At 45.2% G+C, this 19,074-nt stretch carries 16 protein-coding genes and 1 pseudogene; 8 read left to right on the forward strand and 9 right to left on the reverse strand.

Translation table 11 applies throughout. The features are described 5' to 3' along the window. Nucleotides 1-13: 13 nt before the first annotated feature. The 4 genes from HPL003_RS02125 to HPL003_RS02140 form a co-directional block, all read right to left on the reverse strand. Complete coding sequence (locus HPL003_RS02125) at nt 14-982, reverse strand: NAD(P)H-dependent flavin oxidoreductase (RefSeq protein ID WP_014278002.1); 969 nt, start codon at nt 980-982, stop codon at nt 14-16. A 352-nt stretch (nt 983-1,334) separates the two neighbouring features. After that, nucleotides 1,335-2,300, reverse strand: coding sequence for an NAD(P)H-dependent flavin oxidoreductase (locus tag HPL003_RS02130; RefSeq protein WP_014278003.1), 966 nt, complete (start codon nt 2,298-2,300; stop codon nt 1,335-1,337). Between the two features lie 30 nt (nt 2,301-2,330). Next, nucleotides 2,331-3,461: an NtaA/DmoA family FMN-dependent monooxygenase gene (locus tag HPL003_RS02135; protein WP_014278004.1), complete on the reverse strand. Its 1,131-nt coding sequence runs from the start codon at nt 3,459-3,461 to the stop codon at nt 2,331-2,333. A 26-nt stretch (nt 3,462-3,487) separates the two neighbouring features. Then, complete coding sequence (locus tag HPL003_RS02140) at nt 3,488-4,522, reverse strand: LLM class flavin-dependent oxidoreductase (RefSeq protein WP_014278005.1); 1,035 nt, start codon at nt 4,520-4,522, stop codon at nt 3,488-3,490. Between the two features lie 190 nt (nt 4,523-4,712). Between HPL003_RS02140 and HPL003_RS02145 the strand changes: the two genes are divergently transcribed. After that, entirely contained in the window at nt 4,713-5,081 is a 369-nt protein-coding gene (locus HPL003_RS02145; protein ID WP_014278006.1) for a winged helix-turn-helix transcriptional regulator, read from the forward strand. Nucleotides 5,082-5,340: 259 nt separating this feature from the next. Next, entirely contained in the window at nt 5,341-5,664 is a 324-nt protein-coding gene (locus HPL003_RS30305) for a hypothetical protein (RefSeq protein WP_158308723.1), read from the forward strand. A gap of 171 nt (nt 5,665-5,835) precedes the next feature. Here HPL003_RS30305 and HPL003_RS02155 read toward each other — a convergent pair whose 3' ends face one another. The 4 genes from HPL003_RS02155 to HPL003_RS02170 all read right to left on the reverse strand — a co-directional run bounded on the left by HPL003_RS02155 (nt 5,836) and on the right by HPL003_RS02170 (nt 10,420). Next, a complete protein-coding gene (locus HPL003_RS02155) occupies nt 5,836-6,096 on the reverse strand; it encodes a GH32 C-terminal domain-containing protein (RefSeq protein ID WP_014278008.1) in 261 nt (86 codons plus the stop codon). 1,335 nt (nt 6,097-7,431) lie between these two features. Continuing rightward, entirely contained in the window at nt 7,432-8,412 is a 981-nt protein-coding gene (locus HPL003_RS02160; protein WP_014278009.1) for an NAD-dependent epimerase/dehydratase family protein, read from the reverse strand. Next, nucleotides 8,409-8,984 carry a TetR/AcrR family transcriptional regulator gene (locus HPL003_RS02165; RefSeq protein ID WP_014278010.1) on the reverse strand — a complete coding sequence of 192 codons (576 nt, stop codon included), beginning with the start codon at nt 8,982-8,984 and terminating at the stop codon, nt 8,409-8,411. The genes HPL003_RS02160 and HPL003_RS02165 overlap by 4 nt, the downstream gene beginning before the upstream one ends. A gap of 236 nt (nt 8,985-9,220) precedes the next feature. Then, nucleotides 9,221-10,420, reverse strand: coding sequence for an MFS transporter (locus HPL003_RS02170; protein ID WP_014278011.1), 1,200 nt, complete (start codon nt 10,418-10,420; stop codon nt 9,221-9,223). Nucleotides 10,421-11,331: 911 nt separating this feature from the next. On the opposite strand from HPL003_RS02170, the gene hemQ reads away from it, so the two are divergent. The 4 genes and pseudogenes from hemQ (at nt 11,332) to rarD (ending at nt 15,950) form a co-directional block, all read left to right on the forward strand. Further along, nucleotides 11,332-12,078, forward strand: coding sequence for a hydrogen peroxide-dependent heme synthase (gene hemQ / locus HPL003_RS02180; protein WP_014278013.1), 747 nt, complete (start codon nt 11,332-11,334; stop codon nt 12,076-12,078). A 735-nt stretch (nt 12,079-12,813) separates the two neighbouring features. Next, the gene (locus tag HPL003_RS02185; protein WP_014278014.1) at nt 12,814-13,272 is read left to right on the forward strand and encodes a Rid family hydrolase; all 459 of its coding nucleotides are present in this window, start codon (nt 12,814-12,816) and stop codon (nt 13,270-13,272) included. Between the two features lie 698 nt (nt 13,273-13,970). Next, nucleotides 13,971-14,885: pseudogene (locus tag HPL003_RS02190) on the forward strand (cytochrome ubiquinol oxidase subunit I); the annotation flags it as partial. Nucleotides 14,886-15,047: 162 nt separating this feature from the next. After that, the gene (gene rarD, locus HPL003_RS02195) at nt 15,048-15,950 is read left to right on the forward strand and encodes an EamA family transporter RarD (protein ID WP_043922539.1); all 903 of its coding nucleotides are present in this window, start codon (nt 15,048-15,050) and stop codon (nt 15,948-15,950) included. A 699-nt stretch (nt 15,951-16,649) separates the two neighbouring features. Here the strand turns inward: rarD and HPL003_RS02205 are convergent. After that, nucleotides 16,650-17,249, reverse strand: coding sequence for a TetR/AcrR family transcriptional regulator (locus tag HPL003_RS02205; protein ID WP_014278020.1), 600 nt, complete (start codon nt 17,247-17,249; stop codon nt 16,650-16,652). Between the two features lie 183 nt (nt 17,250-17,432). On the opposite strand from HPL003_RS02205, the gene gap reads away from it, so the two are divergent. Both gap and HPL003_RS02215 read left to right on the forward strand, forming a co-directional pair. Then, complete coding sequence (gap, locus tag HPL003_RS02210) at nt 17,433-18,443, forward strand: type I glyceraldehyde-3-phosphate dehydrogenase (RefSeq protein ID WP_014278021.1); 1,011 nt, start codon at nt 17,433-17,435, stop codon at nt 18,441-18,443. Nucleotides 18,444-18,662: 219 nt separating this feature from the next. Continuing rightward, nucleotides 18,663-18,902: a NifU family protein gene (locus HPL003_RS02215; protein WP_014278022.1), complete on the forward strand. Its 240-nt coding sequence runs from the start codon at nt 18,663-18,665 to the stop codon at nt 18,900-18,902. Nucleotides 18,903-19,074 lie beyond the last annotated feature (172 nt).

Below are 19,074 nucleotides of genomic sequence, written 5' to 3' on the forward strand. Positions count from 1 at the left end.
TGGAGTTCACCGATTACTTAATACCAGTTGCCAACTCATCAACCACTTCTTGTACAGTTTGGATTCTCTTAATTGGCGTAATTCCAGTACCGACAGTAACAATACCACCTTCGCCGTTACCTTCAAGCATACCTATACGGATTGCACCAGAACCACCCTCAAGTTTAGCAATTTCTTCACGAGATGCGCCTTGTTTGTCCAGAGCTACCAATTTTTCAGCAAATGGTGTAGGCAAAGAACGGTAATACGCTGGTAAAGTACGGTACAACAATAAATCTGCTGCAGATGAATCCACAATCATTTGCTTTACTGATTGTGCTGCCGGGCTTTCAACAGTAGGAATAAAACGACTTCCTAAAAAGACACCTTCTGCCCCCAATTCAAAGGCGCTTGCAACACCGCGAGCATCACCAATTCCACCAGCTGCAATAACTGGAATATCAAGCACGTCTACGATCATAGGTGTTATTGTAAACGTACCAATGATACTTGATGGCAATGTTCCACCCTCATCAAACCCGGTAACAACATAAACATCAACACCCATAGCTTGAGCAGCCTTTGCATCTTCGATTGTTGGATTCAAAGGGCGGTAAACAATCTTAATGTCTGCTTCCTTCAATGGGGTAATAATCTTTTCTGTTAGCGTTCCTTCAACACCATTAAGAAGAACAACTTGTACACCCTCTGCAATGACAATTTCCAAAATTGGCCAAGTGTATTTCAAATCTCCACCAACAATCAAAGTTGAACCAAATGGTTTATCCGTCAGTTCCTTTGTCTTACGGATCTCACGGCGCATACGTTCTGCGGTTTCCTCTGGAGAGGCTGTAACTGTCGTTTGACCGGCATTAGGGCCGAGAATCCCCAAACCACCCGCATTACTCACGGCAGCAACAAATTCAGCATTCGTAATCCAATTCATAGGTCCTTGTAAAATGGGTTTCTCAATTCCAAGAATATCTGTTACACGATTTTTCATTTTTATTATCCTCTCTTAGCAGCATATAATCGCAATACTGTACAGCTTAATTGGTCTCTTCCACCGGTTAATTTACAATAATCATCAGCTTGCCAAATATAATATGGGAATGTTTGTACTAGTTAGCAGCCTTGGCACCATCATAAGTCCGTACGTTTCATTTGCAAAGTAGGCAATCTAAATGAACATAGTACATGTTTTTGTACTTTTAAACTGGGAGCGATATCATAAGGGTATGTAATAAAGGATTTGAAAAAGTATTGATGAAAAAGGAATCATTTGGATTTTCTGCACCCATAGGGTTAAAGGGCGCCAGTGCGCCCCGTATAATCAAAAATTTATTTTAAGATCTTCATCCGATAGATTTAACAATTTCATCAATCACTTCTTGACACGTTAGAATTTGCTGAATACCACCGGCTGATTCAGAGACACTAACGGTCCCATTAACCAAATCACCATCTAATAATCCGATTTTAAACCCTTCTCCATAATATTTGTAAGCTTCTGCAGGCTTTCCTTGATTAATGAGCTCTAACGCTTTTTTGCCCGCTTCTGTAGGAATGGTTCTCAAATGTCCTGCGCCTGATTTAAATTCAATAAACTCTTCACTTTTCACCTTAATGATGGCGTTTTTTGCTTCTATACTCGCCGGATTTTCCTTAGTTACTATGAATCTTGTCCCCAGATATACACCTTCTGCACCCATAGATAGTGCTGCTTTCGCTCCCCGGCCATCAATTATCCCTCCGGCAGCAATCACAGGTATTTTTACGAGTGAAGTAATCTGCGGAACAAGCGAAAGAGTACTAATTTTATAATCACTCATATGACCGCCAGCTTCATAACCTGTAACGATCAGTGCATCCACTCCTGATTTCTCAGCTTCTACAAGCTTTTCTACAGTTGGGCTTAAGTCTCTGTAAACCACTTTAATGTCATGTTCTTTAAGCCGCTTCAGTTCACGATCAACCACATTTTGTCCAATGGCAATAACGTATTTCACCTTTTCTTTTACCAATACATCAAAAACTGCATTCGTAAACAGATCCTCTGCAGCTCCTCCCATCGGGAAAATGTAATTTACAGCAAATGGTTTATTCGTTAATGCTTTTACCTTGCGAATCTCTTGGGTAAGCCGATCTGCCATATCATCTGCACTCGTTGCTTTCTCGGTTTGGCCGGCATTTGGCCCCAATACGCCCATTCCCCCTGCATTGGATACTGCTGCAACAAATTCTGCAGAGGTTACCCATGTCATTGCTGCTGAAATAATAGGTTGCTCAATTCCTAGTAATTGTGTAATTCGGTTTTTCATAATAAATTCTCCTCTTGTTGGTTCTATTGGTTACTGCTTCGTATACCTGTTTACAGGGTAAGGTAGCCCCAAATTCCCCCGAAGTGTATTCATCTCATATTCCTTTCGAAATATGCCTTTATCTTGCAATATGGGTACAACCCATTTAATAAAGTCCTCAAATCCTGCTGGATAATCTTGCCTAATTAGCAAGATATCCATGACACCTTCTTGATACCAATTTTCTATTTTTTCTGCAACATGCTCCGCAGATCCCATCAATAAAGGCCTCGGCAATCTATAACCATAAGGCATCCTTGATTCAATCTCCTTTAGCTTTTCCAAGGCTTCTTTTTCCGTTTCACCAACGATAGGGCTATGAGAAGGCATCATCAACAGGTCGTTAGGTGAACGCCCGTTATGTGCTACTTTCCTTCTAAGTTCAGTCGCGAATCCTTTAAGGAAGTTAAAATCATTTCCAGGAGCCATAATGACTTCGGCATGTTGTGCCGCTACGTCCATGAATTCCAAAGAGGTTCCAGCTTGAAAAATGACCGGTCTTCCTTGGCGTGATCTACTAATATTTAGAGGTCCCTCCACCGAAAAGTAATTTCCATTATAATTTAGTGAATGCATTTTACTCGGGTCATAAAATACCCCACTTTTCTTATTACGTATGAATGCATCATCTTCATACGAATCCCAAAGACCTTCAACAATCTCTAAAAACTCTTTTTTCATGGGATAAAGATCTGCTTTACTTAAATGCGACCGGCTATAATTGGCTAACCCTCCTGGATTAGAAGTGATCGCATTCCACCCCGCTCGACCCTTGCTAATCTTGTCGAGTGAGGCTATCTGTCTAGCAGCCGTAAATGGATCAGCATATGAAGTGGCTATTGTCGCGGTCAAGCCAATGGAGTGAGTTACCATACTCAATGCAGACAGAACAGATACGCCTTCAAACATGCTTAGATAGTGTGGTATCATGCCAGGTCCAATATGACTTACGTCGGCTAAAAAGATGAGATCGAACTTTCCCTGTTCAAGTTGAATAGCTTTTTCAACGTAATAATCAATGTTCTCACTGGCATCTGCGGGAATAGCAGGGTGCCTCCACCCCGTGTAATTCCAACCTACACCATCAATAATTCCTCCTATTTTCAGCTTTCTTTGTTCCATGGTTTAATGATCTCCTTTATACCAGTTCAGTTATTTCCCTGAACTAAACCTAATTCCTTTGCCAATAATTCATGCCCGTTCTTTCGGCTTTCTTGATTAGGATAAAAATCTGCAATCATGATTTCATCAACTAAACTTGCTTTCGCAATTTGATTAAGTTGCTCAGCAACCTGTCCAACACTTCCAATAACAAAGCGTTCTTTATTTCGTTCTCTAGCTAGCTCTTCTTGAGGAGTGTATTTGTGATCTTTAGCTTCTTCAGGTGTAGGAAAGGTAAGGTTTCTCTTCCCTGTGCTCATCTGTGCCCACATTAACTCCGCTGGTCCTGCAATATATTTAGCCTCTTCTTCCGTCTCCGCTGTAATTACGATCGTCGCTAACATGCTTTGGGGTTCATTTAAATAGGACGAAGGTTTAAAATTCGAACGATAAGCTCTTAACACAGGAATAGCTAGTTTCGGTGCCAAATGAGCTGCAAATACAAATCCTAATCCTTTTTCTAAGGCAAACTGTAATCCACCTTCGCTAGATCCCAACATAAACATATTGGGAACCATCGATTTATCTCCAGGAGGATGGATAGGACTAAACGGGTGAGTTTCTTTAAAGTTACGGTTGAAAAAGGAAAGCAGGTTATCTAGTTGCTCTGGAAAATCATTTACCTCCGATAATTCTCTTGACCTTAGCAGTGCCCACATGGTCCGGCCATCAGCTCCAGAAGCCCTACCGATCCCCAGGTCAACCCGCCCTGGATATAATCCCTCGAGAAGAGTAAAGTTCTCCATCACTTTCAAGGGGCTGTGATTAGGCAACATGATCCCGCCGGAACCCACTCGAATGCTTTGGGTGTGAGCTGCTGCATGTAGGCTCAGCAAGTCTGGTGAAGTACTCATCAAGGTTGTTGTGTTGTGGTGTTCAGTGAACCAGTACCTCGTGAACCCCCACTGTTCTGCTAATTGAACCATTTCCGTTATGTTTTGGAGACTTTTCTTAGCATCATTTCCTTTATAGATATGAACGAAGTCTAAAATCGAAAGTTTTAGTTTATTTTCTGAATTCACTTATCAGCACCTCCTTCCTGTGTTATATTTAATTAGCTTACTAAATATAAGGCCGAAATTTTATTTAGCTTACTAACCTTTTGTTGATGCTTGATGACATAATCATAAAGCCATTATGTTCACTTGCAAAGAGGGCAATATAAATGGAAATAGTACAACTATTTGTACCATTAGATTAGGAGTGATATCAGTGAGAGTCTGTAATGAAGGATTTGACAAAGAATTTATAAATGAAAAAAGCGATATGTACGCAATAGCCTTTACCCAAAATGTTCTTTCAGGACGTTGGAAATATTTCATATTATGGTTCCTAAAAGGAGAAACTCGCCGTTATACGGATATAAAAAAATTTCTTGGAGGTTTATCACAAGGTTCGCTCACCAATCAGCTTAAGGAGCTTGAAAATGATGGGATTATTAAACGTGAAGTGTACCCGGAAGTTCCTCCGCGGGTGGAGTATTCGCTAACGGACAAGGGTATCAAATTACTGCCGATCCTTGAGAAAATGACGGACTTCGGCAAAGAATACGGCGAAAAGCCCGAATTTGATGAAGGCTAAAAGAATTGATAAAGGCAGAGCAAAACCTACCTGCGGCAAGATCAGTGCCGGATATGAATTCAGCAGCCCATAATGCAACTTCATTATTAACATAGAGGCATAAAATATCTTCTTCCAGAATCAGTTGGAAATGAATCCGGCTGTTTCTCGCAAAATCAAACGGACGCTCAAGTTCAATCATTTGCGGCCTGTCCCCGGCAATTTGCCATTGAAAAAATCCCGGTTCTGTTCTTGGCCACATATCAAAGGCAATCCGGTTATGAAAAGGATCAAATTTGATGAAATAACCATTGTCCAGTGCCTTGTCCGCGTGGACCGCAATGCCAAAATCCTTCACATGCTGTTGTCTCAACACCCGAAATCCTGGAGAGTATGGATACTTACATTGTTCCGCCTGGCCTCGGTGATCATGCAGGCTTGTGCGGTGCTCTGGCGCTGGGGATCAAAGCTATACAAGGTTGAGCATAAGAGAGGAAACCTGCATAATGTAACTGCAAAAAATGGAGGCTGCCCGTTATCAGATGCGGGCAGCCTCTGGCCTAATCAGGAAGCCTGGTGCTCTGTGAGCTGCCCCTTCGGGTGAAAGGAACTTTACAGCTTTTATCCAAGGTCGTTATCCACGCTCCAAATAACTTAAAAGCTAGGCTTTAAATATGATATCGAAAGGATATAATTTCTTTTCAAACTACTCTTCTTAATCTGGAAGACCTATAAAGTTTCTATTTTGGCTCGTTTAAACTCCGCTGCACCTTGACTAACGAATAGTGCAAGCTTTCTTTCCGTGCTGAATATCATATATTCTGGCACTCAGCGCCACTTCCCCTCCGACATAAACTTCACAAATCGTGCCGTCTACAAATACCTTCAGCTCATACTCCTGATCCGGCAACAGCTTGAGCGGACGTTCCAGTTCCACATCGTAAGGAAAGGTTTTGCCCCCCCTCTTCCGTTTGCATAATCGGTCCACGGAAGGTAATTCGGCTTCGTTCGGGTTCCAGCGTGATATAGTAGGCAATATCCAGACCCTCATCTGCCCTGAGCATGATCCCCAAACCTTGGGTAGAACCGGAGAAAGAAACATCGGCTGAAATCCTTCAATCCTTCCCCCCATTTATTTTACAGGAAGCAATCAGGCAGATAGTAATAGCTACCTTGATTGTACCTCGATCCTTGAAATCTTTATACTGTTTGTTTCAAGTACGTTCCTTTCTCTGCTGTGAAAACAGAAGCGACGAAGCGGAAGCGCCATGATAGCTCTCTATTAGGGCTTGAGCGACCACCTCTCCGGCTGTAATCATCCTGTGGTGGGATGAATCGCGATAACCAGAGAAAGAGATTATGATACTTCTGCCCGGTGAGTGTCAAATAGCCCACTTCTGTCCCAAGTACTCGGCCAGATTAAACCAGTAGGTCCGGTAGGCTCAGAAATTTTTTATTCGAGTAGAAAAGTCGAATTATTCGCCTTTTACCAGCTTTTCTTTGCAAAGTGATGAAACTGCTCCAAAGCTTCTGATATAGGCGGCTTTAATATTTGAGACGTGCAGTAAGCGACAAAGCCAGGAAGATCCCTCATGGCAACCACAATGGTGAGAAAAAAATCTGGGAATGCATAAAAAATTATTCATTATGAATTCGGACTATCCCTACAGCATCCAATTATCCAGGGGTTCGTTGCTCACCCAGAGAATGCCCAGCTTATAAAAAATTATTAATCTGACCCGACTCCAGCAGCCCAAGCCCAATTCAATGAGGCCTCTACAATTACGACTTTCTACTCAGAGCAGCCACTTTAATTCAGACCATCCATGCGACCTTGCAGCGTTTTGGCCTAACCTCTGGTGTTGGACGCCGCTTGCTAGAGCCTTCGATGGGCAGGGGAAACTTCTTTTCTGTTTTGCCGCCTGAATGGGATCATGCTGAACTTCAAGGCGTGGAGTTGGACTCACTAACGAGAAGAATTTCACTTCATCTCTAACCCAAAGCGAACATTCACATACAAGGCTTTGAAACTATAGACTGGCGCGAACAGCGCTTAAATGCCATGTTCTCCAACGGTCCCTTTCATAACATTCGTATCCATGACCACCGTTATTGCCTGTCCCATCCGAAATGCTACTAGGAAAAATGAAATGGGATCGTGGTATGTATGGGGCAGAAAAAAACAGTGCTTTTTATTCTACATGAAGGACATCCTCTACTACCTGCACATGAGCGAGTGCTAAGCACGTTACATGCTCGTTTTCCTGAATTACAGATTGCTACGGCTTCGCTGCTGTCTGCCACATCGACAAAAGGGGGCAAGTCCAGAGAACGACTAACCGGCGATTGCCTGCGTTCGTCCTCCAAAGCACTATTGTCGAGCAGATGGTTCCTCATAGCTTTGCAAGCCCGCGTCGCGCAAGGTTCTTCCGACATAGCCCAACTCTCGACGTGCAGCGGCATCGTTGACTGTGAACTCACGCCCGATCATGCGTATCATCGAGCGTGAGATCGGCGGATCCCCGTCTTTCCGCGTGACGGCCCAGATAGTGTCGAGCAGCCGGCCAATGGCAGAGGCAAGCCAGTAGGGCATCGAACGCAGTTTATCGATAGACAGGCCCTGCAAGTTCGCGAGCGAGGTGACGAACTCACGGAAAGTCTGCCCTTCCTGGTCTTTGATGAAGAAGGCATGACCGCCTTCTCCGCGTTTGAGAGCGCATTGTATGGCTTCTACCACATTGTCCACGTGGCAGGTTGCAAAAGCGTAGTCGCCGCGGTTGATGAAGGCGAACTGTCCAGATCTGACTGCTTCGGGAAGCCCTTGACTAAACGGATCACCAGACCCCCAGATAGCCGGCGGGCGAAGCGCGATGGTGCGAAAGCCGGGTTTGTTAGCTGCCAGAACCATTGATTCGGCCCGTGCCTTGCTCGCCAGGTAGGCGGAGAAGTGGTTCGGGAAAATCGGCGTGCTTTCATCAACGTTGCGTATGGGAGTACCGCCATTATCCATGAGGATTCCCGCCGCGCTGATGTAGACAAATGTCTTCGCACCGGCGGACTCGGCTGCCTTCAACAAGGCTACGGTTCCATCAACGTTGGTACGAAAGAAGGGTTCGCGAGGCCCTGAAAAGCGGAACAGGGCTGCTGCGTGCACAACCGCATCAATCACCGGCAATATGAGTGGCGTGCTGCTTTCGAGATCGGCATCGACTGGCGTAGCACCCATGGACTCGAGTTTGGCGTGAGATGATATGGAGCGTGTGAGTGCGAAAATCTCGTGACCGTCCTCTATGAGCTTCGGGATTAGGCGACCGCCTAGCAGACCAGTACCTCCCGTGACAAGAATTTTCATTGTGTTCGTCCTTTCTGTTCAGGATGTAGGATGGACCGTATGGCCCCCTCACGGATTTGCTCCAGGATTTCTGAAGTGGGTGGCACCGCTTTGCGTAGCCGAGCTGTGACGTATAGTAGGGATGCAGCATTCGCAGATGCCCACATGAGATCAGCAGCCACCTCCACCGTCGGCCTGAGCCGACCCTCAGCAGCGATGGCCGCGATGCGTTGGATGAGGAGCGCAAATGCCTGCTCGGCGGCGGGAATCTCAGCATCGTTGAGAACGCGGCCCATCATCACCGCGTAGAGCCGTGGACGAGCCGCCGCGAAGCGCACGTAATCGTCCCAGCCTTCGCGTAGTGCCATAACCGGATCGAAGGATTGCGTAGCAGTCCTTTTACTCTCGAGAAACTGAGCAAATGCTTCCTTAATGGCGGCGCTCAGTAGCCCGTCGGCGCTGCCGAAGTGATGGTACAGCGTCGGTGCGGTCACCTTCGCGATTGCGCAGACGGAGCGTGTTGTGAACTGTGCCTCGCCCTCTTCCTCGAGAACTTGTAAAGCCGCATTGAGTAGAGCGTCGTGTGTATTCATGCGACCAATATAGCACAGCTATATTGGTTTGTCTATAGCGATGCTATATTGGTGCCAATCCCCTCCTGACATTCGATAAAACCCCAGTTCCCGACGCGACTATATCCGTTTCCCTTACGGACGCTAAAAATCCATCTTGATTCAGTGATTGTGGCAAACACGAGCGATCCCCCATCAAAGTCTGTCACTATAAGACCCACGATTTCTCGTGGACGATAAGCAAAGCTTACCTAAAATTACGGCCTAGTACTCTTCTTTTGTTGTTGAATACCCCAGAGAGTAAATAAAATTCCCACGCCGGTTACGATGGAAGCAACCCAAGGAACGGCTGTTAGGCCTCCCCCAAATTGTAAATCTATAACCAAGCCTCCGATATACGCACCAAACGCATTACCCAGGTTAAAAGCCGCAACATTTAAAGTCGACGCCAGCGTTGGAGCTTCTTTGGCCGTATTCAGCATATGAAGCTGCAATCCTGGTATAATTCCAAAAGCAGCCATTCCTAATATAAAAATAGTAATCAAAGCAGGCACTTTATGCTGATCCGTAATTGCGAATACTGCCAAAACTATGGCCAACACAACGAGTATCCCGAGGAGAGACGGCATTAATTTGCGGTCAGCCAGCTTGCCTCCGATAATATTCCCAAGCGTGATGCCGATCCCGAATAAAACAAGGATGTAAGAAACCGAATTCACCGGGAACTTAGTAATATCAGTTAAAATCGGTGAAATATAAGTGAATACCGTAAAGAGCCCTCCATTACCAAACGTCGTCATCAAAAGAGCAATATAAACGGTTGGCTTACGCAGTACACTAAGCTCCTGCTTAAGGTTTGATGAAGCTGATTCTACTTTTGGAACGAGCACGGCAATCCCAATCAAAGCAATCAGACCTAGGATAGTGATCGCCCAAAAAGTGGATCTCCATCCAAAGGCTTGACCAACAAATGTACCGATCGGAACGCCAAGAATATTTGCAAGTGTCAGACCGGTAAACATGATGGCAATAGCTCCAGCCCGTTTTTCCTTAGGAACCAGTCCAGCTGCAATAACAGATCCAACGCCAAAAAAGGACCCATGAGTTAATGCAGCCACGATACGAGCTACCATTAATACTCCATAGTTCGGTGCAAGAGCAGCCAATGCATTACCTGATATGAACAGAATCATAAGAAAAAGAAGCAACTGCTTTCGCTTCATTCGATGAGTGGCGACTGTGATGATAGGAGCTCCTATAGCCACACCCAGTGCATATCCGGTAATGAGTAGCCCTGCTGAGGGGATGGACACCTGCAAGCTTTCGGCCACTTCAGGAAGTAACCCCATAATAATAAATTCAGTCATCCCAATCGCAAATGCCCCGATTGTCAGCGCTAATAGCGCCAAAGTCGGGCTTTTACTTTCTGGTTTATTTTCTATATTCACTGCATCCAAATAAATAACCACCTATCCGTTTTTCTCAATAAGAAAGCACTCGAAAACCAGCAGCTTTAGCACCAGACTCGGGTGATTCCTGCATTATTCACAAGCCCCATTCGACAAGCTCTTTCTGCTACTCCTTCGATATAGGTCACCAATTTTGTCATACATATACGCACAATGGTTGTTCCATCTACTCGTGTTTCCTTGCGAAACAGCATTCCTGCAAATAAGACGAGAAGAATGTTATATTCATTAGCACGCGCTTGTTATCCCTATCCAATTTGCTGAGCAAAACTCCTTAAATCCAGATCCCCCCTAAACTCTCCAGCTTTAATCCCGTCACGAAAAAATCGAATATACGATTCCGGTCTTGCCTTTCAATAGAATCATGATACAATAAAAAGGTACCGTTCGGTATCTTTTATTGTACAACAAGCTGTTCTAGAATGAAATAGCGCCGAGCCATTTTGTTTTCATGAGAGTTATTACCTTTTTGGAATAACTAAATCTTATAGGAGGACTTGAGAATGACTGAAAAGTAGATTTTAAAGGCGTTGAACTGATCTGACCTTTTTTTCGCCGAATTAAAGAGTTGTCACATAATGAATATGTAGTGCACGCAAGGACAAGGAAGTGATTATATATTTGTTAAAATACGGAACTAAAATTCTCATTGTTGCTCGGGATAGACGCATTCAAATGCTTCTCAAATCAAATCTTGAGAAGAAAGACTGCATGGTCGATCAAGCGTATGATGATAAATCATCATTTCTTAAAACACGACAGTTCGACTATAGTTCCGTTACATTGGATGCAGCAACTCCTTATCAGGATGAAATGACTGTTTGTTCTAAGATCAAGAAATGAAATTCAAAAAAGAAAGCTATTGGATAAGCCAAAACAACCAGGGGAGCTGAAGTAAGATGAGTGAAGCAGCAGAAACGATAGAGGGTTGGTACGCGCTGCATGATTTCCGCACCATCGACTGGGTTGCCTGGGAAAGTGCAACCACAGAGGAACGCGAGTATGCAAAACATGATTTGATGACGCTAATCTACGAATGGTCGGCGGTCGAATCCCGGATGGAAGGCAGCTTGGCAATGTACGCCATCGTCGGCCAGAAGGCAGACATTATGTTTATAAACCTACGCGAGACACTCGAGGAGCTGAACTCAGCGGAGAACGCATTTAATCGTTCTCGGTTCGCCAAATTCGTAAAACCAGTTTACTCGTACGTCAGTGTCGTCGAGCTGAGCAATTATTTAGCACCTCCCGGCTCCGATCCGATGCAAGTTCCCGAAGTAGCCGCTCGCCTTAAGCCAATCTTACCCAAGGCGAAACATATCTGCTTTTACCCTATGAACAAGCGACGCATGCTCAACGATAACTGGTACATGCTCTCTCTGGAAGAGCGCAAAAACTTCATGCGCAGTCACGGTATGATCGGCCGCACTTATGCAGGAAAGGTCAAGCAGATTATCACCGGCTCGGTCGGCTTCGACGATTGGGAGTGGGGTGTTACACTGTTTGCCGACGATCCGCTGCAGTTTAAGAAGCTCGTCTATGAGATGCGGTTCGACGAGACTAGCGCACGCTTCGGCGAATTCGGCCAGTTTTACGTTGGCAACATACTCACACCCGGTGGCTTGACAGAGTTGCTGAACGTGTGAGGCCAAAAGACGCCGACGGCTAAATTATGCTTCACGGATTTGTGATTTTTTTATCTTTTGTGACAGTTCTAGGTCCGTTTCGAAAATACAAGTTTCTCGTATTGTAAGCGTGCAAGAAAGAAAAATTTGGCTGCAACTAATAAACCTGCATTGTACCGAGGGAACTTAACAAAAACGGATGTCCAGATTGTCGACGTGTTGCGACTCAATACGGAATTATCACGTTGTATGAATACGCGTCAACCTTAAGTTTTTGAATCATATGAGTATGCTTGTCCGTTGACAGCATTAATTTCATTACCGGTATCATCGTAATTTGTTGTTGTATTCATACCTGCCGATTATTACCTTATTCTTATAGCGAGCTGCTGAGACCCTTCCAGGCTACTGCAAATCGTGTAAAAATGCTTTATAAACCCTCCTTTGAAATTAGTGGTGTTAGAGAAGTAAATGACGAAGCTCTTGAAAAACTGGCTAAGAAGTATGCTGAATTCGTCACTCAGCCATTTCTGATTGCAGGTGAATCCTAAAGGGGGATCTCACTCGGGGAGTCATCCAAAAACTTAACCCCTCATAAGCGGCGCTGCGTTCATATGTCCAGTAATCGTTGCTGGTGCATAAAAAAAGAACGGTTCCTGAGCATAATGTTATCCATCACCAACGACAATGCAATTGGCTCTCAAGAAAAAGCGGCTCGGATATCCGAGCCAGCGTATACGAAAAGGAGATAAGAAAATGACGAATACGAACGCAACGAATGGTAAAGAGGCCGCCTATCATGGTGTGCCGGCGGAAGACGCTTACGGTTATGCACAGGCAATCAAGATAGGAAACACGATCCATGTTTCCGGCCAACTCAGCCACGACGAAAATGGGGCGATGGTCTTCCCCGCGGTGCTCGATGAATCTGGGAAGCCGGTCGACTTCTCGATGATGGAGGAGCAGATGCGGGTAACCTATGCCAATGCCGCGAAGATCCTAGCACAATTCGGGGCCACCTTCGACCACGTGGTTGAAGATACGCTCTACGTCCTCGATGTCGATGCGGCGTTTGCGGTCGCAGGCAAGGTTCGGAAAGAAGTCTACGGGACGCCGCAGCCTCAGGTCGCCAGCAATTTGATCGGCGTACCGAGACTAGGCTTCCCAGAACAACTAATCGAAATCGTCTTCAAGGCAGTGCTGCCTCAAGCCTAAGCGTACGCGGGTTTGACGAGGAGGCATGCCCATCGCGAACCCATCAAGACAGCTGCCCCCAACGGTTTCGTTCAACTGGTCTTCTCGGGCGGCGACGTTGTCGTCCGCGAGGGGACCCAACCGTGAAGGGTCAAGACGCCATTTAGTGGACATTGAAAAAAGCCCTAGGCAACAAGCTGGCGCCGGTACTCTACCGGAGTCAGCTTGTTTAACAGAGTTGCTGAACGTGTGAGGCCAAAAGAGTCGCGGACTTCCGGATTGTCGACGTGTTGCGACTCCATACGAAATTGTCAAGTTGAATGAAAATGCGTTCCCCTCCCTCTTCTCAAATTGGTTCTAGCACGGGATTGTTTTCAACTGAGGCAGTTTATCAGCGGCACATTCAGTATTGCTATTTTGTCTAGTGCAATAGCATCCTCCGCCTAGCCATACAAACCTATTTTGAGGACTAGCCGTGGCAGCGGTTTTGGTCAATTTATGTGCTTCTCTGTACGTGAGACGACTAGCCAAAGTGCCGTGTAGCTTTCTTCACCTCAAACAAGGTGAGCTGAAACGTTATTGGTTTCATCAAGTTGTCAGAGAGATTTGATCCTTTCTTGAACGATTATGGGAGAAGGTGTGACCGCGATTAGATTGCTGAAGGACAGAGATATAATCATCTCAAATTACAAATCACTTTGGAAGGGAGGCCCTAAGGAATGGGAATTGATACGGTACTATGGAGCAGGCTGGTGACAGGAATGACACTAGGGTTCCATATGATATTCGCGACGATTGGTGTCGGTATCCCTCTTATGATCGCGATTGCTGAGTTCATCGGCATCCGCAAGAGAGATTCTCATTACATACTGATGGCTAAGAGGTGGGCGCGGGGGTTTGTTATATCCGTCGCAGTTGGTGTCGTAACAGGCACGGCAATTTCACTGCAACTGGCATTGGTATGGCCGAATTTTATGAAGTTGGCAGGGAACGTTATTGCACTTCCGTTATTCATGGAGGTATTTGCATTCTTTTTTGAAGCTATCTTTCTAGGCATTTATCTGTATACGTGGGATCGGTTCAAGAATCCCTATATTCATTGGCTGCTCACACTCCCCATTGTCTTAGGGGCAGGAATGTCTGCTGTTTTTATTACGACTGTGAATGGTTTTATGAACCAACCTGGGGGATTCACAATGCAAGGTGGACAATTTACAGCCGTTAACCCGGTGCAAGCGATGCTGAATACGGCGACGTTCTCCAAAGTGTTCCATGTATTAAGCTCAGCCTACTTAACAGGAGCGGCTCTGCTAGCAGGAATTGCGGCTTTTACGATGCTTAGAAAAGGGGTTACTGGATACCACAAAAAAGCGTTAAAGCTTATGATGGCCGTTGTCATGTTATTCGGACTGCTAAACACAGTAGCTGGAGATGCGTCTGCCAAGTTCTTGGCCGAGCATCAGCCGGAAAAGTTAGCTGCTGCGGAATGGCATTTTGAGACCGAGAGCGGCGCGGATTTGATTCTATTGGGGTGGCTTAATGCCTAGCATAAAATTATTGGCGCAATTCACCTGCCGAAGATTCTCAGCTTTCTGGCTTTTGGAAATTTTAATGCGAAAGTAACAGGTTTAAAGTGGTGAATATAGATAGTAGATAAGGCAATTTTTTATTTTTCAAGAAATTGAGGTGCCAAAAGTACGTGTGGAAGATCGGTTATGTATTTGATTCCAAAACATGATTCAGCTGCACTACGCATAATGCACTCAGACATCGGAACGGGAAGAAGGAAATTGATTATGAATAATGGGTTAATCAACGCTATTATCGCTTATATCATGTGGGGAGTTCTCCCACTTTATTGGAAGTTGTTTAATGATGTGCCCGCAGGCGAGATTTTATCGCATCGGGTTGTCTGGTCGTTTGTCTTCATGGGTATTCTCGTCACCGTCCAGCGCCGCTGGGGTGATATGAAGCGGATTGTGGCTAGCCGTTCGCTCCTGCTATCGCTCACCGCCAGCGGACTGTTGATCGCTGCTAATTGGCTCATCTTCATCTGGGCTGTCAACAACAACCATGTCGTTGAGACAAGCCTCGGCTATTATTTAAACCCGCTGCTGAACGTGTTACTAGCGATCGTCTTCCTTCGTGAGAAGCCGAATCGTGGCCAGTGGCTCGCGATTGCCGTCGCTGGCGCGGCGGTGCTCATCATTGCAATCGACTATGGGCGATTTCCGTGGGTCGCAATCTCGCTAGCTGCGTCGTTTGGCTTATACGGCCTTGCGAAAAAGAAGATTGTGCTAAACGCTTCTGTAGGCTTGTTGTCGGAGACAGTTGTAGTTCTACCCATTGCGCTCGGCTACTGGGTCTATTTGGCCTCCGTGGGCAAGGCGATAGCATGGACGCTGCCTCCGTCCATGTTCATCGAACTACTCCTTTCGGGTGTAGTAACGGCACTGCCGCTGTTCTTCTTTGCACGAGCAGCCGCCCGCATGGCGTTTTCCACGCTCGGATTCGTACAATACATCGGGCCGACAATCATGCTGTTACTGAGCGTATTTGTGTTCAAGGAATCGGTTTCGTCTACCCTTCTCGTCGGTTTTGCACTCATATGGACAGCGCTTGTTATATACGCTGTGGCATCAGTTCGTGGCACAAAAGTCACGAAGGTGAATGTGCACCATGATAAAACCTATGTATGACGAGGCCTTCAGGTGTCAGACAGTACAACATATTAATGAAGCGTCCAAACGGTGACAGACGTCGCCCGAGAACTGAAGATTAACCACGACACAGTGTATGGTTCTCCAATAATACGCTGCCCGTTCAACACAATGTGTTAAACCGCGAGTTCCAAGCGACGAAGCCCGAAGAGAAATGGGTCAGCGATATCATCTATGTCTGGACCGCGGAAAGATGGCTGTTTTGGGCCAAGCCTGTTGGTTAGCCAAAAAGGTAAAAAAGCCGCCTCATTCGGTAAAGTGTTTGTACCCCTGCAATCTCCCGAAACGAGGCGGCCCCATGAAAAAGCCTACTTCAATATCCAGCATTCTTCAATATACTGATTCCGGAAGAAATCATCCTTCCCTTACTAAGCGAGATGCACTACGTCGATGTTGCGCGGAAATTCACCGTATATAAGTTATATTTGTTTTTGGCGGAAGCCGCCTTCCAGCAGTGGAAGGAATTTCGAGGATGGGGAGCAGCGGATGACGCGTAGCGGGCATGCAAGGTTACCACTCCACCATTTCTTCAAGCGTTTGCTTACTCTCATGATCAGACTCTACAATCAAAAAAAACCGGCCGCCTGCCTTGGGCTCCCCATAAGGGGCAAAAAGCAGGGGTACAGCTACATATCGGACTTCTTGGCGACCGTGGAGAACTCTACAACGTACAACTGATTAACTATTTTTCAAACAACAATTCTGTAAATAGAATGCAAAGCATGCTGTATTCATTTGCATATGCTTATTATCCCCATCTAACTTGCTGAGTAAAATGCCTCCTTCGAGCAAGGAAAAGGCAAATGAAGCAAGTGCATCCGCATTCAAATCCTCCTTAAACTCCCCACTATTTATCCCGTTAAGAATTATACTCTTTATCATATCCAAATGGTTATGCAGCCCTTGTCTTGCCCGATCTCGAAGCTCCGTATGAGTATCGTCACTTTCTACTGCTGTATTCTGCATAGGACATCCGCCAACAAATGGTGGATTACCAACAACATCTTCATAAACACGAAAAAAAGCAAGTAACCTCCCTGACGCAGACTGCTCCCGATCGACCGCCTCAGCAAATTTGCTGATAACTATACTGGCAGCGTAGTTGTAGGCTTCAAGCGCAATCTCATCTTTATTTGTAAAATGTCGATAGATGCCCCCCTTCTTAATCCCGGTGTCAGCAATAATATCGTTTAACGATGTACCAGCATAACCTCTTTGATTAAAGATTGCTGCCGATTTCATAATAATGTGCTCTCTTGTTCGATCTCCTTTTTTCATAGTTTCCTCCAAATGATCTTATTCTAAACTAACATTATATCAAATTTACGGCCGAAACCTTGCCAAAGTTTTAAATTCTGATATAATAAAAGGTACCGATCGGTATCTTTTATTATAAAACAAACCCATTCCAAAGGCAAACTTATGTGGAATGGATTTAGAACGAAATAGGAGGACTATTCAATGAGAATAAAAGTAGGCATTAATGGTTTTGGGCGAATTGGAAGACTCGCTTTCCGTCGTATTCAGGAAATGGAAAATATCGAAGTTGTAGCGATAAACGATTTAACTGACGCAAAAATGCTGGCGCATCTGCTCAAATATGATACTACACAAGGCACTTTCCATGGTGACATTGAAGTTCATGATGGAGCTCTTACTGTTAACGGCCAAGAAATTAAAGTGCTGGCTAACCGCAACCCTGAAGAAATCCCTTGGGGCGAGCTTGGCGTAGCTGTCGTACTCGAATGCACTGGTTTCTTCACCACCAAAGAAAAGGCAGAGCTTCACCTGAAAGGCGGAGCAAAGAAGGTCGTTATTTCCGCTCCGGCAACAGGCGACATGAAGACCATCGTATATAACGTAAACCATGAAACACTGGACGGGACGGAAACCGTCATTTCCGGTGCTTCTTGCACAACGAACTGTCTCGCTCCCATGGCTAAAGCTTTGAACGATACATTTGGAATTCAGTCCGGGTTGATGACCACCGTTCACGCCTATACAGGCAACCAGAATACTCTTGATGCGCCAGATTCAAAAGGAAACTTCCGCGCAGCACGGGCTGCAGCAGAGAACATTGTTCCTTACTCCACCGGTGCTGCTAAAGCCATTGGCCTCGTTCTTCCTGAATTGAAGGGTAAACTTGATGGTGCATCTCAGCGTGTACCTGTAGCAACAGGCTCCGTAACAGAACTTGTAGCTGTTTTGAACACGAAGGTTACGGTTGAAGAAGTTAATGCCGTTATGAGAAAAGCATCAGATCCAGAAACATACGGGTATACGGAGGACGAGATCGTATCTTCCGATGTTAGAGGAATGACATTGGGGTCTCTTTTTGATGCAACTCAAACAAAAGTTCTAACAGTTGGCGACCAGCAACTGGTGAAAACTGTAGCCTGGTACGATAATGAAATGTCTTACACCGCGCAACTGGTTAGAACATTAGAATACTTCGCAAAAATCGCCAAGTAACATCATTGCAATTCTTCTTCACCCTAGCTGCAAGCATCAAAAGAGCAGGGTTTATATGTATTGTACGGAAAGCTGCATAAGCAGGAGCAAGATCGGTACTTCCGATTTCTAGAAAGTTACGCCAGGTGAAGAGTTAAGTTTTATCAAGACATGATTGATGAATTAGAGAAAATGCGAACGGTGAAGCTGATAGCACAGCCTCTATGAAAGGAGTCATGAATGAGAGATTCTCAGGAATTGTTCGAAGATGTAGATGATGTATTGAGAAGACTGCGTCCTTTTTTAAACCGCGATGGCGGAGATGCCGAATTGGTTCAAGTTAAGGACGGAGTGGCTAAACTAAAATTCTTGGGAGCGTGCAACGGCTGTCCCAGTACAACGATCACATTGAAGGCTGGCATTGAACGTGCCATTTTTGAAGAAGTGGATGGCATTCATGAAGTCGTTCAAGTCTTCTAGAGAAAGGGTGACCACACAAACTACTTCCTTGCTGACATATGTTTGGATGCCTTTTCGCTACAATAAGAGCGTAAACTAACTTGAAAAACATACTGCTTCATGACGAAGATTGCTCTAGATCCAACGAAAGTATGTGCTTCTGAAAAGATTGGCTTTTCCAAGTGCATGAAGT

This window comes from Paenibacillus terrae HPL-003 (genome assembly GCF_000235585.1).
GTDB classification, from domain to species: domain Bacteria; phylum Bacillota; class Bacilli; order Paenibacillales; family Paenibacillaceae; genus Paenibacillus; species Paenibacillus terrae_B.

Bases quoted from the DNA above. Each gene is read 5' to 3' on its own strand.
- gap (WP_014278021.1), top strand. From the start codon at position 17,433: ATGAGAATAAAAGTAGGCATTAATGGTTTTGGGCGAATTGGAAGACTC.
- HPL003_RS02185 (WP_014278014.1), top strand. From the start codon at position 12,814: ATGACGAATACGAACGCAACGAATGGTAAAGAGGCCGCCTATCATGGT.
- hemQ (WP_014278013.1), top strand. From the start codon at position 11,332: ATGAGTGAAGCAGCAGAAACGATAGAGGGTTGGTACGCGCTGCATGAT.
- HPL003_RS02165 (WP_014278010.1), bottom strand. From the start codon at position 8,984: ATGAATACACACGACGCTCTACTCAATGCGGCTTTACAAGTTCTCGAG.
- HPL003_RS02205 (WP_014278020.1), bottom strand. From the start codon at position 17,249: ATGAAAAAAGGAGATCGAACAAGAGAGCACATTATTATGAAATCGGCA.
- HPL003_RS02125 (WP_014278002.1), bottom strand. From the start codon at position 982: ATGAAAAATCGTGTAACAGATATTCTTGGAATTGAGAAACCCATTTTA.
- HPL003_RS02130 (WP_014278003.1), bottom strand. From the start codon at position 2,300: ATGAAAAACCGAATTACACAATTACTAGGAATTGAGCAACCTATTATT.
- rarD (WP_043922539.1), top strand. From the start codon at position 15,048: ATGAATAATGGGTTAATCAACGCTATTATCGCTTATATCATGTGGGGA.
- HPL003_RS02135 (WP_014278004.1), bottom strand. From the start codon at position 3,461: ATGGAACAAAGAAAGCTGAAAATAGGAGGAATTATTGATGGTGTAGGT.
- HPL003_RS02160 (WP_014278009.1), bottom strand. From the start codon at position 8,412: ATGAAAATTCTTGTCACGGGAGGTACTGGTCTGCTAGGCGGTCGCCTA.
- HPL003_RS30305 (WP_158308723.1), top strand. From the start codon at position 5,341: ATGAAAAGGATCAAATTTGATGAAATAACCATTGTCCAGTGCCTTGTC.
- HPL003_RS02215 (WP_014278022.1), top strand. From the start codon at position 18,663: ATGAGAGATTCTCAGGAATTGTTCGAAGATGTAGATGATGTATTGAGA.